Origin of the sequence: Pseudomonas savastanoi, assembly GCF_020917325.1 — a bacterium.
GTDB lineage: Bacteria > Pseudomonadota > Gammaproteobacteria > Pseudomonadales > Pseudomonadaceae > Aquipseudomonas > Aquipseudomonas amygdali.
In genome coordinates, this window is the sequence record NZ_CP076652.1 from 917,455 (window position 1) to 934,933 (window position 17,479).

Sequence of the window (17,479 nt, forward strand, 5' to 3'; positions counted from 1 at the left end):
ATGAAGTTAGCCATAGTTACGGCCTGCCCGAACGGCAAGGTCAGCAGCGTACTCAGCGCACGATTGCTCGAAGCGGCGGCATTGCGCCAGGGCTGGGAAACCAGCGTCGAAATCATCGATCCCAACAAGTCGGACCAGCAGTTGTCCGCCCAGGACATCGAAGCCGCCGACCTTGTTCTGGTGGTCAATACCGGTCCGGTGGATTTGAGCCGCTTTGTCGGCAAACGTCTGTTTCAGGATTCGCCTGCGCATGCGTTGCAGGACGTCGACGGTTTTCTGCAACGCGCCGAGCGAGAAGCGCAGGTGCATGCGGCGTCTGAGGCGGTCACGCCTCAAGCAACCGAGGGTGCCGGTGCGCAGCCGCGCATTGTTGCGATCACAGCCTGCCCGACCGGGGTTGCGCACACGTTCATGGCTGCCGAAGCGATCCAGCAAGCGGCCAAGCGTCTGAATTACGACCTGCAAGTCGAAACCCAGGGCTCGGTCGGCGCGCGCAATCCGCTCAGCGCCAAGGCTATTGCCGAGGCCGACGTGGTGTTGCTGGCCGCGGATATCGAGGTCAATACTGATCGTTTTGCCGGCAAGAAAATCTACCGTTGTGGCACCGGGATCGCGCTCAAGCAGTCCGAAGCAACGTTGAAAAAAGCCTTGGCAGAAGGCCAGGTCGAGTCCGACGAGGCTGCTGCCAAATCACCTGCCAGGCAAGAAAAGGCAGGTGTGTACAAGCACCTGCTGACCGGTGTTTCGTTCATGCTGCCGATGGTGGTGGCAGGTGGTCTGTTGATCGCCCTGTCGTTTGTGTTCGGCATTACCGCGTTCAAAGAGCAAGGCACGCTGGCGGCGGCCTTGATGCAGATCGGCGGGGAAGCTGCGTTCAAACTCATGGTTCCATTGCTGGCCGGTTACATCGCGTATTCGATTGCTGATCGCCCGGGCCTTGCGCCTGGCATGATCGGCGGCCTGCTGGCGAGTACGCTGGGTGCCGGCTTCATTGGCGGTATCATTGCCGGTTTTCTGGCCGGTTACAGTGCTGCGGCGATCAACCGCTATGCACGCCTGCCAGCCAGCGTCGAAGCGCTCAAGCCGATTCTGATCATCCCGTTGCTGTCGAGCCTGTTCACCGGTCTGGTGATGATCTACGTGGTCGGCAAGCCGGTTGCGGGCATGCTGGAAGCCTTGACTCACTTCCTCGACAGCATGGGCACCACCAACGCCATCCTGCTGGGCGTGGTGCTCGGTGCAATGATGTGCGTCGACCTTGGTGGGCCTATCAACAAGGCGTCCTATGCGTTCTCCGTCGGTCTGCTGGCGTCCCAGAGCTACGCGCCGATGGCCACTGCCATGGCAGCCGGTATGGTGCCGCCCATCGGTATGGGCATCGCCACGATCCTGGCCCACCGCAAGTTCGCCCAGAGCGAGCGAGAGGCAGGCAAGGCGGCGTTCGTGCTGGGGCTGTGCTTTATTTCCGAAGGTGCCATTCCGTTTGCCGCCAAGGACCCGTTGCGGGTGATTCCGGCCAGTGTCGTGGGTGGCGCGCTGACCGGTGCATTGTCGATGTACTTCGGCTGCAAACTGATGGCGCCACACGGCGGCCTGTTTGTGATGCTGATCCCCAACGCCATCAACCATGCGCTGTTGTATCTGCTGGCGATTATCGCCGGTAGCGTGCTGACCGGCGTGATCTACGCGCTGATCAAGCGTCCGGAGCCGGTGGACATGGAAGTGGCGCCCGCAGGCGCCTGATTACGATCGTAAGCGCCCTCAGCGTGCCAGCGCGAGGGCAACCCCCTGGCCACCGCCGATGCACAGCGTGGCCAGGCCCTTCTTCGCATCGCGCCTGATCATCTCGTGCAGCAGCGTCACCAGCACGCGGCAGCCTGACGCGCCAATCGGGTGGCCAAGGGCGATGGCGCCACCATTGACGTTGAGCTTTTGCGGGTCCAGCCCCAGTTCCTTGCCGACCGACAACGACTGTGCGGCAAAGGCTTCGTTGGCTTCGATCAGATCCAGTTCGTCCAGCGACCAGCCAGCCTTGTCCAGGCAGCGCCGGGTTGCACTGACCGGGCCGATGCCCATGATGGCCGGGTCGACACCTGCGTTGGCGTACGCGGCGACGCGCGCCAGCACTGGCAGGCCCAACTGCTCGGCTTTGGCCGCGCTCATCAGCATCACGGCGGCGGCACCATCGTTGAGCGAAGACGCATTACCGGCGGTGACGGTGCCGTCCTTCTTGAACGCAGGTTTGAGTTTGCCGAGTGTTTCAGCCGTGGTGCCAGCGCGGGGCTGTTCGTCAGTGGCGAAGGACAACGGCTCGCCCTTGCGCTGAGGGATCAGGATCGGAGTGATCTCATCGACAAAGCGTCCGCCTTCAATGGCCGCAATCGCTTTTTGCTGAGACAGGGCAGCGAACTGATCCTGGGCTTCACGGCTGATGTCGTACTGCTGCGCGAGGTTCTCGGCGGTGATGCCCATGTGGTAGTCATTGAATGCATCCCACAGACCATCAGTGATCATGGTGTCGATCATGCTGGTGTGGCCCATGCGCAAACCGGTGCGTGCGCCCGGCAGTACGTAGTTGGACAGGCTCATGTTTTCCTGGCCGCCAGCAATGATGACCTCGGCATCACCGCAGCGAATCGCCTGGGTCGCCAGGTGCAGTGCCTTGAGGCCCGAGCCGCAGACCTTGTTCAGGGTCATGGCCGGCACGGAGAAGGGCAGGCCCGCCTTGATGGCGGCCTGTCGCGCCGGGTTCTGGCCTGCGCCGGCGGTCAGCACCTGGCCCATGATGACTTCATCGACTTGCGCGCCGTCCACGCCGGTTTGCGCCAGCAGTTGGCGAATGACTGCAGCGCCAAGATCTACAGCAGCAACGGCAGCTAGAGAACCCTGGAAACTGCCGACGGCGGTACGGGTGGCGGCGACGATAACGACGTCCTGCATGGTGCTGATCCTCATTGTTATTGAGGGTTCATGGTGGCACAGATAGGCAGGCAGGTTCCAACCGTGAACCGCTCGGTCACGTTTTGCCGAAAACCTTTAGGTAACGTCCATGCGGCGTCTGGCACGTTGCGCTGATCCGTCCTGCACGGCCCAGCGCAAAATGGGCGCGGTGTTGTTGACGCCCAGGCGGATTATCCGGCGCTGCACGGGGCCTTGGGTAATGTCGAGCATTTCGCTCGCCCAGTCCGGCAGCAAGTCGATACCGGCACGCATCATCAATACACCGAAAGGCTTGGCCAGCCAGTTGGGCGCAGGGGCATCAAGCAGCAGGCGCAGCACTTCGTGACTACGCTCGTCACAAACCAGTTGCCCGCGAATGTCTGCCAGATAATCAGCGATGGCCTGACGTGAGCGCGGAACATTACCTGCCCCGAGCCGTTCGGCAACCAGCGCTGTTTCAGCGTAGTAGGCGTCCTGATCGGCGAGCGACATATCCGGGTTGAGGTAGCGCAGATGGGCTGCGAGAAAGCTGCTGACTTCGGCCACATGCACCCAGGTCAGCAAGTCCGGATCGCTGGCGGCATACGGCCGGCCATCGGGCGCGGTGCCGACGATATTGAGGTGGATGTTGCGCACCTTGTCGATCAGCCAGTTGGCATCTCGCGTGGAGCCGTAGGTGGTGCCGGACAGAAACTGCCCGGTACGCCGCAGGCGGCCGAGCATGTCCTGACGAAAGTTGGAGTGGTCCCAGATACCCGCCAGTGCCAGCGGGTGCAAAGCCTGCAGCATCAAGGCGCTGATGCCGCCGACCAGCATACTGGTGAAATCGCCGTGTACCTTCCAGCACACTGCCTGAGGACCAAACAAACCAGGGTCGCCCTTGGGGTTCTCCAGATCCAGCTGGCCCAGGGCCAGACCGGTAAGGCTGATGACCTGGGTTTCGATGCGGGTGCGGATGAATTCCATGTCGTGCTCGTGCATCGGGAGGGCTTGGATAAAGCTGACTGATGCTCGTTCGAAGCGCGGAGCGCTCCATCGCCTGGCTGACTATCGTGCCGACGCTCCGCGTCGGCATGCAGTTCTGGACGCTTTGCGTCCTCTTTATGACGCAGAGCGTCACGCACGGCATTCCCACGCGCAGCGTGGGAACGATGTCATGAGCGGGACAAATCAGCCGCGGTGACGGCCGCGGAAGTAGTTGATCAGACCTTGGGTCGATGCATCGTCAGCCGGCTCTTCGGTGCCGCCGGTCAGACGCTGGTACACGGCCTTGCCCATCTCCTTGCCCAGTTCCACGCCCCATTGGTCAAAGGCATTGGTGCCCCAGATCACGCTCTGCACAAACACCTTGTGCTCATACATCGCCACCAGTGCGCCAAGACGACGCGGGCTGATGCGTTCGACCACCAGGGTGTTGCTCGGGCGGTTACCGGGGATGACCTTGTGCGGTGCCAGTTTCTGCACCTCTTCCTCGCTCATGCCCTTCTCGCGCAGCTCGGCTTCGGCTTCGGCGCGGGTCTTGCCCATCATCAGAGCCTGGCTTTGTGACAGGCAGTTCGCGTACAGCCACTGGTGATGGTCGGCAACCGGGTTGAAGCTGACGATCGGCACAATGAAGTCGGCCGGAATCATCTGTGTGCCTTGATGCAGCAACTGGTGATAAGCATGCTGACCGTTGGCACCTACGCCGCCCCAGATGACCGGGCCGGTGTCGGTGGAGGTCGGCGTACCGTCCTGACGGACGCTTTTGCCGTTGGACTCCATGTCCAGTTGTTGCAAGTGCTTGGTGATGTTACGCAGGTAGTGATCGTACGGCAGGATCGCGTGGCTTTGTGCGTTCCAGAAGTTGCCGTACCAGACGCCCAGCAGCGCCAGCAGCACCGGCATGTTCTGTTCGAAAGGTGCGCTCTGGAAATGCTGGTCCATCGTATAGGCGCCGGACAGCAGTTCCTTGAAGTTGGACATGCCGATGGCCAGCGCGATAGGCAGGCCGATAGCCGACCACAGCGAATAGCGACCGCCAACCCAGTCCCACATCGGGAAGATGTTTTCTTCACGGATGCCGAAGGCTACGGCCGCGGCGTTGTTGCTGGAAACCGCGATGAAGTGGCGATGCAGTTCAACTTCGGAGCCGCCCTGCGCCAGATACCAGGCGCGTGCAGCCTGAGCATTTTTCAGGGTTTCCAGCGTGTTGAAGGACTTCGACGAGACGATGAACAGCGTGGTCTCGGCGCGAATTTTCATCGACAGTTCATGAAACTCGCTGCCATCAATGTTCGCCAGGTAATGGCAACGGACACCTTTGTGCGCGTAGGCCACCAGCGCTTCGGAGACCAGCTCCGGGCCGAGGAACGAGCCGCCGATGCCGATGTTCACCACGTCGGTGATCGGCTTTTCGGTGTAACCGCGCCACAGGCCGTCATGGATGCGGCCGACCAGTTCGGTCATCTGATTGAGTACGCGGTGTACGTCCGGCATCACATCGACGCCGTTGACTTTCAACTTGTCGCCGACCGGCCGGCGCAGAGCGGTGTGCAGCGCCGGGCGACCTTCGGATGAGTTGACCAGCTCGCCATCGTATTGAGCCTTGATAGCGTCCTTGAGGTTCACTTCGCCCGCCAGGCTGACCAACAGATCACGAGTTTCGGTGGTGATCAGGTTTTTGGAGTAGTCGAGAAACAGGCCGGCGCTGCTGAGGGTGAATTGGCTGAAGCGCTGCGGATCAGAATTGAACGCTTCGCGCATGCTGAAATTCTGCATGGACTGGCGGTGTTTGCTCAACGCTTGCCAGGCGGGCAGAGCGGTCACATCGGAAGGATTGCGGTAGTACGCCATCGCTGCGGGTTTCCTTTAACTGGTTCTGTCTTTGGATATTCTTGGGGCGAGGTCGCAAGCTTTCTCACGGGCTATACATAGCAGACTACCCTTCGCGTACCCGTTTGTCTGCGCCTCGCCTTACATGACCCCGGTACTTTTTCGCACACAAGAAACCGGGGCTTGCGCTCAAATGCTGTCGGTTGTGGTTCAGGCAACCTGTACCGGTATGGCATTGCCGGTGTGGCTTAGTTCATTGCCCCGGCGCATCCCGTCAGCTTCTGGTCAGGTGCAGATTGTCGATCAGGCGGGTTTTACCCAGGAATGCGGCGGCGAGGATGACCACGTCGCGATTTTCGGCAGTGGTCGGACGCAGGCTGGTGGCGTCACGTATTTCCAGATAATCGATACGAAAACCGGCAGCCTCCAGTTGCTGCTTCTTGCTCGTCAGCAGCGCGTCGAAATCCTGCTCGCCTGCGCTGATCGCGTCGGCGGTCTGGCGGATGGCCTGATACAGCGCGGGTGCCGCAGCGCGCTGAGCTTCATTCAGATAACCGTTACGCGAGGACAGCGCCAGCCCGTCGTCGGCACGCACGGTAGGTTCGCCGATGATCTGGATCGGCATGTTCAGGTCACGGACCATGGCGCGAATCACCGCCAGTTGCTGGAAGTCTTTTTCGCCGAAAATCGCCAGGTCTGGCTGCACCATGTTGAACAGCTTGCTGACGACCGTAGCAACGCCCTCGAAATGGCCGGGACGGCTCGCACCGCACAGGCCTTGCGACAGGTGTGGCACGCTGACCAGTGTCTGGTCGGCCATGCCGTGCGGGTATATTTCCTCGACGCTTGGGGTGAACAGCAGGTTGCACCCGGCCTGCAGAAGTTTTTCCTGATCGGCCGCCAGGGTGCGAGGGTAAGTGGCCAAGTCTTCGTTGGGGCCGAACTGCAGCGGATTGACGAAAATGCTGGCGACCACGAAGTCGGCACGTTGGGCCGCCTTGGCGACCAGTGCGGCGTGGCCGCTGTGCAGGTTGCCCATGGTCGGGGTCAACGCGATCCGTTTGCCTTCGCTGCGTGCCCGCGCAACGGCGGCACGCAGTTCCTGTACGGTCTTTACTGTGTTCATGCCGAGAATCCGTGTTCAGTTGCCGGAAAGCTGACGTCTTTGACCGCGGCCACGTAGGCCCGGATAGCCGACTGGATATCGGGCTGACCGGTCATGAAGTTTTTCACGAATTTGGGTACGCGCCCGCTGATGGACAGGCCCAGCATGTCGTGCAGCACCAGTACCTGGCCGTCGGTAGCGCTGCCCGCGCCAATACCGATGACCGGAATTTTCACCGCCTGGGTGATTTCTTCGGCGAGTTCGCTCGGCACACACTCCAGCAGGATCATCGCTGCGCCCGCCTGTTCCAGCGCGATCGCGTCGGCACGCATCTGCCGTGCCTGTGCTTCCAGTCGACCCTGAACCTTGTAGCCGCCCAGTACGTTGACTGCCTGCGGCGTCAGGCCCATGTGCGCGCACACCGGGATCCCGCGTTCTGCCAGCAGACGGATCGACTCGGCCAGCCATGCTGCGCCTTCAACCTTGATCATGTGCGCACCTGCCTGCATTAGCGTCGCGCTGTTGATGAGGGTCTGCTCCAGCGTGGCGTTGGCCATGAACGGCAGGTCGGCGAGAATCATCGCGCCCTGATTACCGCGTTTCACACACGCAACGTGGTACGCGGTTTCGGCGGTCGTGACGGGCAGGGTGCTGTCGTGACCTTGCAGGACCATGCCCAGCGAGTCGCCTATCAGCAGCACTTCGACACCGGCCTGGCAGGCGGTGTGGGCGAAGGTTGCGTCGTAGCAGGTCAGCATGGTGATTTTCTCACCTTTCTGTTTCATGGCCAGCAGCGACGTAACGGTTATGTTCGGCATGTAAGTCCTCCATCAGGCGCTGTGAAGACGGGTGTTCAGCGCGTGAGAGTCATCCTGGAAAAGCAGGCACACCGTCGTGTCGCGGTGTTTTGCAAAGGCCTGTTTCGCGCCCGTTCGCCTGTGGTGCGGCGGCGGGAGGCCTATCTTCGTGAGGAGGGGGCGTGAAGTCAATTGAAGGTGTTACCTGTGTGTCGGACCGGTTACACATGTGCGGTGACAGACAGGCTTTATGCCTCGGCGGGCAGGCGCTCAAGGCCTGTAAACGGGCAGTCGTCGAGTAGACGGTCGAGTTCGCGTCCGTCGGCCAGCGTAAGGCCTGGGGCCAGCTCTGCCAGCGGGTACAGCACGAATGCCCGCGCCTGCATGTGGTAATGCGGCACCTTGAGGCGCGGTTCATCGATCAGGCGATTGCCGAACAGCAGAATGTCGAGGTCCAGCGTGCGAGGCCCCCAGCGTTCGTGGCGTTCGCGGCCCTGATCCAGCTCGATGGCCTGTAGCGCGTCAAGCAGGCTCAGTGGCGTCAGGGTGGTGTCGAGTGCTGCGACGGCGTTGGTAAAGCGCGGCTGGCCGGGCAGCAGCGAGTCGCTGACATAGAACGATGACACGCTGGTCAGTTCACAACCGGATAGTTGCGCCATTGCCTTGAGGGCACTGCGCAGTTGCTCGGCCGGGTCAGCGAGATTGCTGCCCAGGCCGATGTAAACGCGTTCAGTGGTCAACAGCGGTTCATTCACCGCTTTGCGCCTCGCCGGTGGTGCGCTTGCGTTTGGCACCGCTGTTACGACGACGCTTGCGTGGCGCTGCGCCCGCTGCTTCGGGCTTGTTGCTCAGGTCACGAATCATGTCGCGGCGTTCGCTGTCGTTGCAGTCCTGATAATCGGTCCACCACTGGCCCAGACCATCGGTCTGCTCGCCCGCTGTTTCACGCAGCAGCAGGAAGTCGTAACCCGCGCGGAACCTTGAGTTGTCCAGCAACAGGTCTGCACGTTTGCCCGAACGGCGCGGCAGGCGCTCCTGCATGTCCCAGATCTCGCGGATCGGCAGGGTGAAACGCTTGGGAATCGCGATGCGCTGGCATTGCTCGATAATCAGTTCGTGAGCGGCGTCCTGCATCGCTGCAATCGGCGGCATGCCACGTTCCTGAGCGCGCAGCACCTTGGCCGGCAAGGCAGGCCAGAGCAGCGCGGCAAACAGGAACGCCGGTGTGACCGGTTTGTTCTGCTTGATGCGCAGGTCAGTATTGATCAGGGCATTGCTGATCAGTGTATGGGTGTAAGTCGGGTTGTATTCCAGCGCCTTGGAACTGGCCGGGAACAGCGGTTCGAACAGCTCCAGGTCCACCAGCATTTCAAAGGTGGGAGCGGCATGCCCGGAGAGGAACAGTTTGAGCACTTCTTCGAACAGGCGTGCCGACGGAATATCGCGCAGCATCGGTGCCAGCGAGCGAATCGGTTGCGCGCTGTGCTTTTCGATGCCGAAGTCCAGCTTGGCAGCGAAGCGCACCGCACGCAGCATGCGCACCGGGTCTTCTTTATAACGCTGCTCGGGGTCGCCGATCAGACGGATCAGACGGTTGCGAATGTCGTGTACGCCATTGGCGTAATCCAGAACACGCTCGCTGACCGGATCGTAATACAGCGCGTTGATCGTGAAGTCGCGACGCTGGGCGTCCTCTTCGAGCGTGCCGTACACGTTGTCACGCAGAATGCGCCCGCTTTCATTGCGCGAGGACTGGTTGCTGTCCTCTTCTTCGTCATCCTGTGGATGATTGGCGCGGAAGGTCGCCACTTCGATGATTTCACGACCGAAATGGATATGCACCAGCTTGAACCGGCGGCCAATGATCCGCGCATTGCGGAATTCGGCACGCACTTGTTCCGGCGTGGCGCTGGTGGCGACGTCGAAATCCTTGGGTGTGATGTTGAGCATCATGTCGCGTACACAGCCACCGACCAGATAGGCCTGGTAGCCAGCGTTCTGCAGGCGCTCGACGATATTAACGGCATAACGGCTGAACTGGCTGCGTTGCAGCGAATGCTGGCTGCTATTGAGCACTTCAGGCGTGGTACGCGTATGTTGCTGCGGTTTGCGCAGTGGGGAACGAAATGACTGGAACAACTTCTTCAGCATGGGATGCACTGTTTGAAGGAATATTCGGCCAAAAACGTGGAATGACCGCATGATGGGCGGGGATTCTAGCATTTAGTCGAGGGATGGTGTAGGAAGCTGTCGCGGAAGGACAAACGATGGCGTGTATTAACGCTGGGGAAGCTACTGGGGGAGCCGAAGCTCCCCCAAAGTGTGTGCTCTTTATTATTGTTTTCTGTATGGGCTTCTTGTTTTTGTTGAGTGCCCATTCACGAGACCTTCGTCTGTGAAACCTCCCAATCGGGAGTCAAGAGCAAACGGATTGCTTTGGTCGCTGCGTTGCAATGATCATTCGATCCAACCAGTTCAGGCTCTACCTAAGGGTAGTTTTTGTTGTTCTCGGCCTGGTTGCGGGGCAAGCCCCAAATACAACTCCTCTCCAAAAGAATCAGTTAGCTGCGCCTCCGCCGTGTTGTTCTTGTTATGCGTGAGTCGATTCGTGTTGTTTTTATTATGGGTGTCGTACTGCTTGTTGTTTTTCTTGTACTAAGCATATAGCAGAAGCTGTGCCAACTTTTGCGAAGCCCCGTAAACCGGGCGTTTGCGGGCGAAAGGCGGTTGTTGCAGGCATAAAAAAGCCGGGTCTGCGTTACCGTAAGACCCGGCTTTTGTTACGTGAAGTGTTTGCGGTAACAGTTTCTGCCCGCTCTGCGCACCGCGTGCCAGAGCCTTTACCGCTTTTTACGTCTCGTTGGCGACGCCCTTGCGACGCGGAATGCCCAGACGCTGACGACGTTCCCACAGACACTTGCGACTGACGCCCAGTTTGCGCGCCAGCTCGGTTTCAGTCATGTGGTCCTGATGCTCCAGAACGAAGTGCTGGAAATAGTCCTCAAGCGACAGGTCTTCGGCTGGCTCATTGCCCGTCGAGCCGGAAGACCCTGGCAGCGGTGCCATGCCCATGTACTCGTCGTCATCCAGACCGTCGAGCTCGATATCGATGCCCAGCAGGTCTGCAGTGATTTCCGGGTTTTCGCACAGGATCACCGAGCGTTCCACCGCATTTTCCAGTTCGCGTACGTTGCCTGGCCAGCTGTAATGACGAATGGCTTGTTCGGCGTCGGGGGCAAACTTCAGGTCGTCGCGACCGACCTTGGCGCTCTGGCGTACCAGAAACGCACGGGCGATTTCCAGAATGTCGCTGCCACGCTCGCGCAGCGCGGGGAGTTTCAGGGCGATGACGTGCAGGCGATAGAACAGGTCTTCACGAAACTCGCCATTTTTGGCCAGCGTCTTGAGGTCACGGTGGGTTGCGGCAATCAGGCGTACGTCGACCTTTTGCGATTGCACCGAGCCGACACGCCGAATCTCGCCTTCCTGCAATACCCGCAGCAGGCGTGCCTGGGCTTCCAGCGGCAGTTCGCCGATTTCATCGAGAAACAGCGTGCCTCCGTCAGCAGCTTCAACCAAGCCTGCACGACCTGCACTGGCACCGGTGAACGCGCCTTTTTCGTGACCGAACAATTCAGACTCGATCAGCGATTCAGGGATGGCCGCACAGTTGACCGAAATCATCGGCGCCTTGGCACGGCGTGACAGGTTGTGCAGGGCGCGGGCGACCAGTTCTTTACCGGTGCCCGACTCGCCCTGAACCAGAACATTGGAATCGGTCGGGGCCACTTTGCGGATCTTGCTGTAGAGATCCAGCATGGGCGGGCAAGAACCGATGATGCCGATCTCGCCATTATTATTATTCTGTGCCGGGCCTTTTTCAGCGCCGTTAGCCTTGGCAAGGGCGTTACGCTCGTCCTGAAGACCCTTTACCGTCTGGCGATCACGCAGGATTCGTGAGACCGCCTGCAGCATTTCATCGTGATCGAAGGGTTTGGCGATGTAATCCACTGCCCCCATCTTCATCGAATCGACCGCTGAGCGCAGGCTGGCGTAACTGGTCATGATCAGCACCGGTTTGCCTTCGCCGAGCTTGATCAGTTCGGTACCGGGCGCGCCTGGCAGGCGCAGGTCGCTGACGATCAGATCAAAAGACGGAATGCTGAAGCGCTCCTGAGCTTCCTGAACGGAGCCGGCTTCACTGACTTCATACTGATTGCGTTCAAGCAGGCGACGCAGGGCTGAGCGGATAATCGTTTCGTCTTCGACGATCAAAATATGCGGCATTGATTCAGTTCTCTCGACGGTCTCAGTTCACGGTGGACGTCGCGTCGACATGACGTGGCAAGGTCACCCGAATACGGGTTCCACGCTGCTGCTCGGGATCGGCCGGGCTGTCGATAGTGATTTGTCCATAATGCTCTTCAACGATGGAATAGACCAGCGCGAGGCCAAGTCCGGTTCCTTCGCCAGGCTCCTTGGTAGTGAAGAACGGCTCGAACAATCGGTCCATGATTGCCTTTGAAATCCCACTGCCTTCGTCTTCGACGATCAGGTCCACCGTGTGCTCGGATACTTCGCTTCTGACCCTGACCGCACTGCCTGCCGGGGACGCATCGCGGGCATTGGAGAGCAGGTTGATCAGCACTTGTGCCAAGCGCTGCGGGTCGCCGACAGCCCAATGTTCGGGGTTGCACAGGTTATAGAAGTGTACTTCGAAATTGCGCCGGTTCAGTGCCAGCAGACCAATAGCATCCTGAGCCACCACAGCCAGACAAACAGCCTCGTCGCTATGCTGATGAGCCCCCGCGTGGGCAAAGCTCATCAATGACTGGACAATGCGCGATACACGTTTGGTCTGTTCAAGTATCTGACTGCTGATTTCTTTCAGTTCGCCGTCTTCTTCGCGCTCTTCACGCAGGTTTTGCGCAAGACAGGCAATGCCGGTGATCGGGTTGCCGATCTCATGCGCCACGCCTGCTGCCAGTCGACCAATGCTGGCCAGCCGCTCCGAGTGCACCAGCTTGTCTTCAAGCATCTGCGTGTCGGTCAGGTCCTCGACCAGCACCACCAGGCCACTGTTGCCTGGGGCGAGAGGCTCGTTGATGGCTGCCTTATGCAGGTTGAGCCAGCGGGTCTGGCCGTCCAGACCGAGTTTCTGCTTGTGCAGATGCTCATCGGGCAGGCTGGTAAAGCCGGTCAGCAGGCTTTTCCAGGGTTCGGCGATGGTTTCCAGTCGCGAACCGACCACGCGCTGGGCGACGATACCGGTCAGCTCTTCCATGGCCCTGTTCCACATCAGGATCTCCTGATCTTCGGCCAGCGAGCACACCCCCATCGGCAGTTCCTGAAGGGTCTGGCGGTGGTAGCGGCGTAAGGCATCGAGTTCGGCGGCAAGGCCGGTCAGGCGCGAGTGGTAGTCCTCAAGACGGCTTTCAATGAAATGTATGTCTTCGGTGACATATTTTTCGCTGCCCGATTTGTACGGCAGAAAGGTTTCCACCATGTCCTGGGCGACACTTGGCCCCATCAGCCCGGACAGGTTGGCCTCGATCCGGTCGCGCAGACGGCGCAGGGCATAAGGACGGCGCTCGTCGAATGGCAGGTACAGATCGCGCAGCGCTTGCTCTACTTCCTTCTGGGCGGCTTTCGCGCCCAGCGGCTTGGCCAGTTGCGTCGCGAACTCCTGGGGCGACACGGCATGCAGTTCACGGCGTTGCGGGCGGCGCACGTTATCGACCGCGCAGGCCTCGGCGGCACCGACTTCTTCAAGGCTGGCATTGGTGAACAGGGATATCAGGGTGAACAACAACACGTTGGCCGCGAGGGACGCGATAGCTGCCATGTGCCAGCTGGTGTCGTCCAGCACGTAGATCATGTTCAGCCAGGGGATATAAAAGCCCTGCAGGTTGCCGATCAGCGGCAGCAGCATGCTGACTGCCCAGACCGCAATGCCGGCCAGCAAGCCTGCGATGAAGCCTCGCCGGTTGGCGGTCGGCCAGTACAACACCGACAGTACGCCCGGCAGGAATTGCAGCGTCGCAACGAACGCGACAATGCCCAGATTGGCCAGGTCCTGCTGGGCACCCAGCAACAGGTAGAAGCCGTAACCCAGGGCAATGATCGCCACGATCAGCCCGCGTCGCGTCCACTTCAGCCAGCGGTAGATGTTGCCCTCGGCTGGCGGCTGATAAAGCGGCAGCACCAGATGGTTGAGGGCCATGCCGGACAGCGCCAGCGTAGTCACGATAATCAGCCCGCTGGCCGCCGACAGCCCGCCGATATAGGCGAGCAGGGCCAACGACTTGCTGTTGGCCGCGATACCGATCCCGAGGGTGAAATATTCCGGGCTGGTCGTGGCCCCGAGCTTGAGCCCGGCCCAGAGAATCAGCGGGACAGCGAGGCTGATCAACAGCAGAAACAGTGGCAGCCCCCAACTGGCGCTGACCAGCGAGCGCGGGTTGAGGTTTTCAGTGAAGGTCATGTGATACATGTGCGGCATGACAATCGCCGAGGCGAAGAACACCAGCAGCAGGGTGCGCCAGGGGCCTTCCTGCAACGGCGTATGCAGCGAGGCGAGGGCAGTCTGGTTCTGCAACAGCCACAGTTCCAGCTGTTGCGGGCCGTCGAATACTCCATACAAGGCGTACAGCCCGACACCGCCCAGTGCGATCAGCTTGATCAGCGATTCGAAGGCGATGGCGAATACCAGCCCTTCGTGCTTCTCACGGGTCGCGATGTGCCGTGAGCCAAAGAAAATAGTGAACAGGGTGATCAGTGCGCAGAACGCCACGGCCACTCGATCCTGCACCGGTTCGCGGGTCAGAATGCCGATGGAGTCGGCGACTGCCTGAATCTGCAAGGCCAGCAACGGCAGTACACCGATCAGCATGAATACGGTTGTCAGCGCACCAGCCCAGGTGCTGCGAAAGCGGAAGGCAAACAAATCGGCCAGCGATGAAAGCTGGTAGGTGCGGGTGATTCTGAGGATCGGGTAGAGCAGCACTGGCGCAAGCAGGAATGCGCCGGAAACCCCCAGGTAGCTGGACAGAAAGCCGTAGCCATACTGATAGGCCAGGCCGACCGTGCCATAAAACGCCCAGGCGCTGGCGTACACGCCCAGTGACAGGGTGTAGGTCAATGGATGACGGATGATCCAGCGCGGAATAAGGCCGTGCTCGCTGACCCAGGCTACGCCGAACAGCAACAGCAGGTACGCGGCGCTGACCATCAGCATCTGCGTCAGACTAAAGCTCATCGGCATCTCGCTGGCTCTGCAGAATGAACGTCACCACGATCAGGATCAGCCACAGCATGTAGGGGCGATACCAGGCACCGGTCGCATCGATCCACCAGTCCATGATGGCCGGAGAGAACAGATAGATGCCTACCACCAGAAGCAAAACCAACCGGTATATGTACATCTGGTCTCCCTGCGCTGGTAGATGAGGAGCGGCATGTTAACGGATGCCGGATAACCTGCAAGCATCCTTGCGTCGCAGTTTGCGGCGACCGCTCTGGATCAGTCTATCCGGGCTTCTTCAATATTGCGTAGTCTGGGGATCAGGTCGGCGTTCCAGTTGCGGATTCCCCAGGCAAGCACTTCCTGCGCGGTGCCATCGGTCATGTGCGTATCGAGTGGTTGCCCCAGTGCCCGCAATGCCCGAATCAGCAGAGGGGTGGCCTGTTCGGCCGGCAGCGGTGGCGAGCGATAGGATTTGCCGAGCTTGTGGCCATCCGGCTGGGTGATCAGCGGCACATGCAGGTAGCGCGGTTGGGGCAGGCCCAGCAGTTCCTGCAAGTACAACTGGCGGGGCGTCGAATCCAGCAGGTCGGCACCGCGTACGATATCGGTCACGCCTTGCCAGGCGTCATCAATGATCACGGCGAGCTGATAGGCATACAGGCCGTCGCGCCTGCGGATCACGAAATCACCGCTTTCGCGCCCCAGGTGCATCTTGAATGTGCCCTGCACACGGTCTTCGAAGCGATATTCAAGCTCCGGGACCCGGATGCGGATTGCGGCGTTTTCCGGAGAATGTCCTGCATTGCGGCAGAAACCCGGATAGACACCCTGAAAGTCTTCAAGCTGTTTGCGCGAGCAGGTGCAGGCGTAAGCCAGGCCATGATTGAACCAGCGCTGGAGGATTTCGGCGTAGGCATCATGGCGCTCGCTCTGCCGAGCCATCTCGCCATCCCATTCAAAGCCGTAGCGCTCAAGGGTTTCAAGAATCGCGGCTTGCGCGCCGGCCACCTCGCGCGGCGGGTCGAGGTCTTCCATGCGCAACAGCCACTGGCCGCCCACTCCACGAGCGTCCAGATAGGACGCCAGTGCTGCGACCAACGAACCAAAATGCAGATAACCACTGGGAGTCGGCGCAAAGCGCCCGATATAGGCCGGTTTTTTCATGGGCGGGATGTTACGGGTGGCTGGCTTGAGTGGGCAAGCGAAACGCGGTTGGTCTTCACGCGGGCTCTCGTGACGATGTTCACTCTGTGCCACGTTGCTCGTTCAAGACCGGACGCAGAGCGTCCAGAACGGCATGCGACGCAGAGCGTCGCACGATAGTTAATACTGTCACGCCCTACACGCAGCCGCTGCCAACGCAAAGCTTTTCGGTCGCGATAGCACTGGCGACGCAAATTGCGACGTTAGTGACGGATCAGTGCCAGGGCGAAGGAACCCGACGAAGTCGGGCCGGAAACAGGAGCGAGGGGCTTTGGTTACTTTGGCCCCATCAAAGCAACTCGCCGAGGGGCGAAAAGGGGACTTGAGCAGAATCCAACCCACCTGACATCACAGAACTGCCATGTGACGCAGAGCGTCGCACGATAGTTGAGATTATCGTTCCTCACTCTCCAGCGTAGGAATGCCGTGCGTGACGCTCGGCGTCACAGATCTTCGCCGCACCGCATATTCAAGATCGGACGCAAATCCAGAACGACGAACCGAAGTGAAGCGTCGGCACGCGAGGCAACGCGCGCACTGGCACTAGGGGCGCGATTCGAGCAGGCACAAAAAAAGACGCCGAAGCGTCTTTTCAGTCAAAGGCGGCCCCAGGTCATTTACCGACCTGTTTTTCCTTGATTTCTGCAAGTGTCTTGCAGTCGACGCACTGGTCGGCAGTCGGGCGCGCTTCAAGACGGCGAATGCCGATCTCTACGCCGCACGATTCACACCAGCCGTATTCTTCGTCCTTGATCAGTTGCAGCGTCTTGTCGATCTTCTTGATCAGCTTGCGTTCGCGGTCACGGGCACGAAGTTCGAGACTGAACTCTTCTTCCTGACTGGCACGGTCGGCCGGGTCGGGGAAGTTGGCAGCTTCGTCCTTCATGTGATCTACCGTTCGGTCGACCTCTTGCATCAAGTCCTGCTTCCACTTGTTCAGGATCTTGGTGAAGTGCGCGCGCATGGGCTCGCTCATGTACTCCTCACCCTTTGTTTCCGGGTAGGGTGCAAAGCCGCCGATTAGATGGCTGTGTTGCTTTTCTGGGGTGGGCATGTCTGGACCGCCTCTCACTCTTCTAATCTATTGCGCAGGATTGTTCCATCACCGACACCCGTCGGCCCTGCAGCTGCAAGCGGGCGAACTTACCAGATCAAATCGGAGTGCGCTACTCCCGGTTGTCGAGCATGACGACGCCGTCCGCTTACAGAGATGGCTATTTCACATCTGCCCTTCAGTTAAATGAACTCTAGTCGATGCGCACCGTCGTAGCTTTCTTTTATTCAGCGTTTGATGAACGGGTTTTTCAGCCCGTTAACGCACCGTAGGGCGGTCGGTTCGGTAGAATCATGCCGCGTCGTCATGACAATCATGTT

Annotated in this window: 13 protein-coding genes; 1 reads left to right on the forward strand and 12 read right to left on the reverse strand. The window is 59.9% G+C overall.

All coding sequences use genetic code 11. The annotated features are described in order from the left end of the window. A complete protein-coding gene (locus KP808_RS04035) occupies positions 1 to 1,743 on the forward strand; it encodes a PTS fructose-like transporter subunit IIB (protein ID WP_058409000.1) in 1,743 nt (580 codons plus the stop codon). A gap of 18 nt (positions 1,744 to 1,761) precedes the next feature. Here KP808_RS04035 and KP808_RS04040 read toward each other — a convergent pair whose 3' ends face one another. From KP808_RS04040 to dksA, 12 genes are all read right to left on the reverse strand, one after another. Then, on the reverse strand, positions 1,762 to 2,940 hold the full coding sequence (locus KP808_RS04040) for an acetyl-CoA C-acetyltransferase (protein ID WP_230017492.1): 1,179 nt from the start codon (positions 2,938 to 2,940) through the stop codon (positions 1,762 to 1,764). A gap of 96 nt (positions 2,941 to 3,036) precedes the next feature. Beyond that, on the reverse strand, positions 3,037 to 3,906 hold the full coding sequence (locus KP808_RS04045; RefSeq protein WP_230017493.1) for an oxygenase MpaB family protein: 870 nt from the start codon (positions 3,904 to 3,906) through the stop codon (positions 3,037 to 3,039). 204 nt (positions 3,907 to 4,110) lie between these two features. Continuing rightward, positions 4,111 to 5,775: a glucose-6-phosphate isomerase gene (pgi, locus tag KP808_RS04050; protein ID WP_004658628.1), complete on the reverse strand. Its 1,665-nt coding sequence runs from the start codon at positions 5,773 to 5,775 to the stop codon at positions 4,111 to 4,113. A 253-nt stretch (positions 5,776 to 6,028) separates the two neighbouring features. Continuing rightward, a complete protein-coding gene (gene panC / locus KP808_RS04055; protein ID WP_219170952.1) occupies positions 6,029 to 6,880 on the reverse strand; it encodes a pantoate--beta-alanine ligase in 852 nt (283 codons plus the stop codon). Continuing rightward, complete coding sequence (panB, locus tag KP808_RS04060) at positions 6,877 to 7,677, reverse strand: 3-methyl-2-oxobutanoate hydroxymethyltransferase (protein ID WP_058400366.1); 801 nt, start codon at positions 7,675 to 7,677, stop codon at positions 6,877 to 6,879. Before panB ends, panC begins: the two co-directional genes overlap by 4 nt. Before the next feature lie 227 nt (positions 7,678 to 7,904). Beyond that, on the reverse strand, positions 7,905 to 8,411 hold the full coding sequence (gene folK, locus KP808_RS04065) for a 2-amino-4-hydroxy-6-hydroxymethyldihydropteridine diphosphokinase (RefSeq protein ID WP_122281795.1): 507 nt from the start codon (positions 8,409 to 8,411) through the stop codon (positions 7,905 to 7,907). After that, positions 8,404 to 9,807: a polynucleotide adenylyltransferase PcnB gene (locus KP808_RS04070; RefSeq protein ID WP_230017494.1), complete on the reverse strand. Its 1,404-nt coding sequence runs from the start codon at positions 9,805 to 9,807 to the stop codon at positions 8,404 to 8,406. Before KP808_RS04070 ends, folK begins: the two co-directional genes overlap by 8 nt. Before the next feature lie 699 nt (positions 9,808 to 10,506). After that, on the reverse strand, positions 10,507 to 11,943 hold the full coding sequence (locus tag KP808_RS04075) for a sigma-54-dependent transcriptional regulator (RefSeq protein WP_230017495.1): 1,437 nt from the start codon (positions 11,941 to 11,943) through the stop codon (positions 10,507 to 10,509). Between the two features lie 22 nt (positions 11,944 to 11,965). Next, positions 11,966 to 14,920 carry a sensor histidine kinase gene (locus KP808_RS04080; protein ID WP_230017496.1) on the reverse strand — a complete coding sequence of 985 codons (2,955 nt, stop codon included), beginning with the start codon at positions 14,918 to 14,920 and terminating at the stop codon, positions 11,966 to 11,968. Beyond that, positions 14,904 to 15,080: a hypothetical protein gene (locus tag KP808_RS04085; RefSeq protein WP_002552060.1), complete on the reverse strand. Its 177-nt coding sequence runs from the start codon at positions 15,078 to 15,080 to the stop codon at positions 14,904 to 14,906. Before KP808_RS04085 ends, KP808_RS04080 begins: the two co-directional genes overlap by 17 nt. A gap of 98 nt (positions 15,081 to 15,178) precedes the next feature. Continuing rightward, the gene (gluQRS, locus tag KP808_RS04090; RefSeq protein WP_230018799.1) at positions 15,179 to 16,066 is read right to left on the reverse strand and encodes a tRNA glutamyl-Q(34) synthetase GluQRS; all 888 of its coding nucleotides are present in this window, start codon (positions 16,064 to 16,066) and stop codon (positions 15,179 to 15,181) included. Positions 16,067 to 16,718: 652 nt separating this feature from the next. Next, complete coding sequence (gene dksA / locus KP808_RS04095) at positions 16,719 to 17,159, reverse strand: RNA polymerase-binding protein DksA (protein WP_002552063.1); 441 nt, start codon at positions 17,157 to 17,159, stop codon at positions 16,719 to 16,721. Positions 17,160 to 17,479 lie beyond the last annotated feature (320 nt).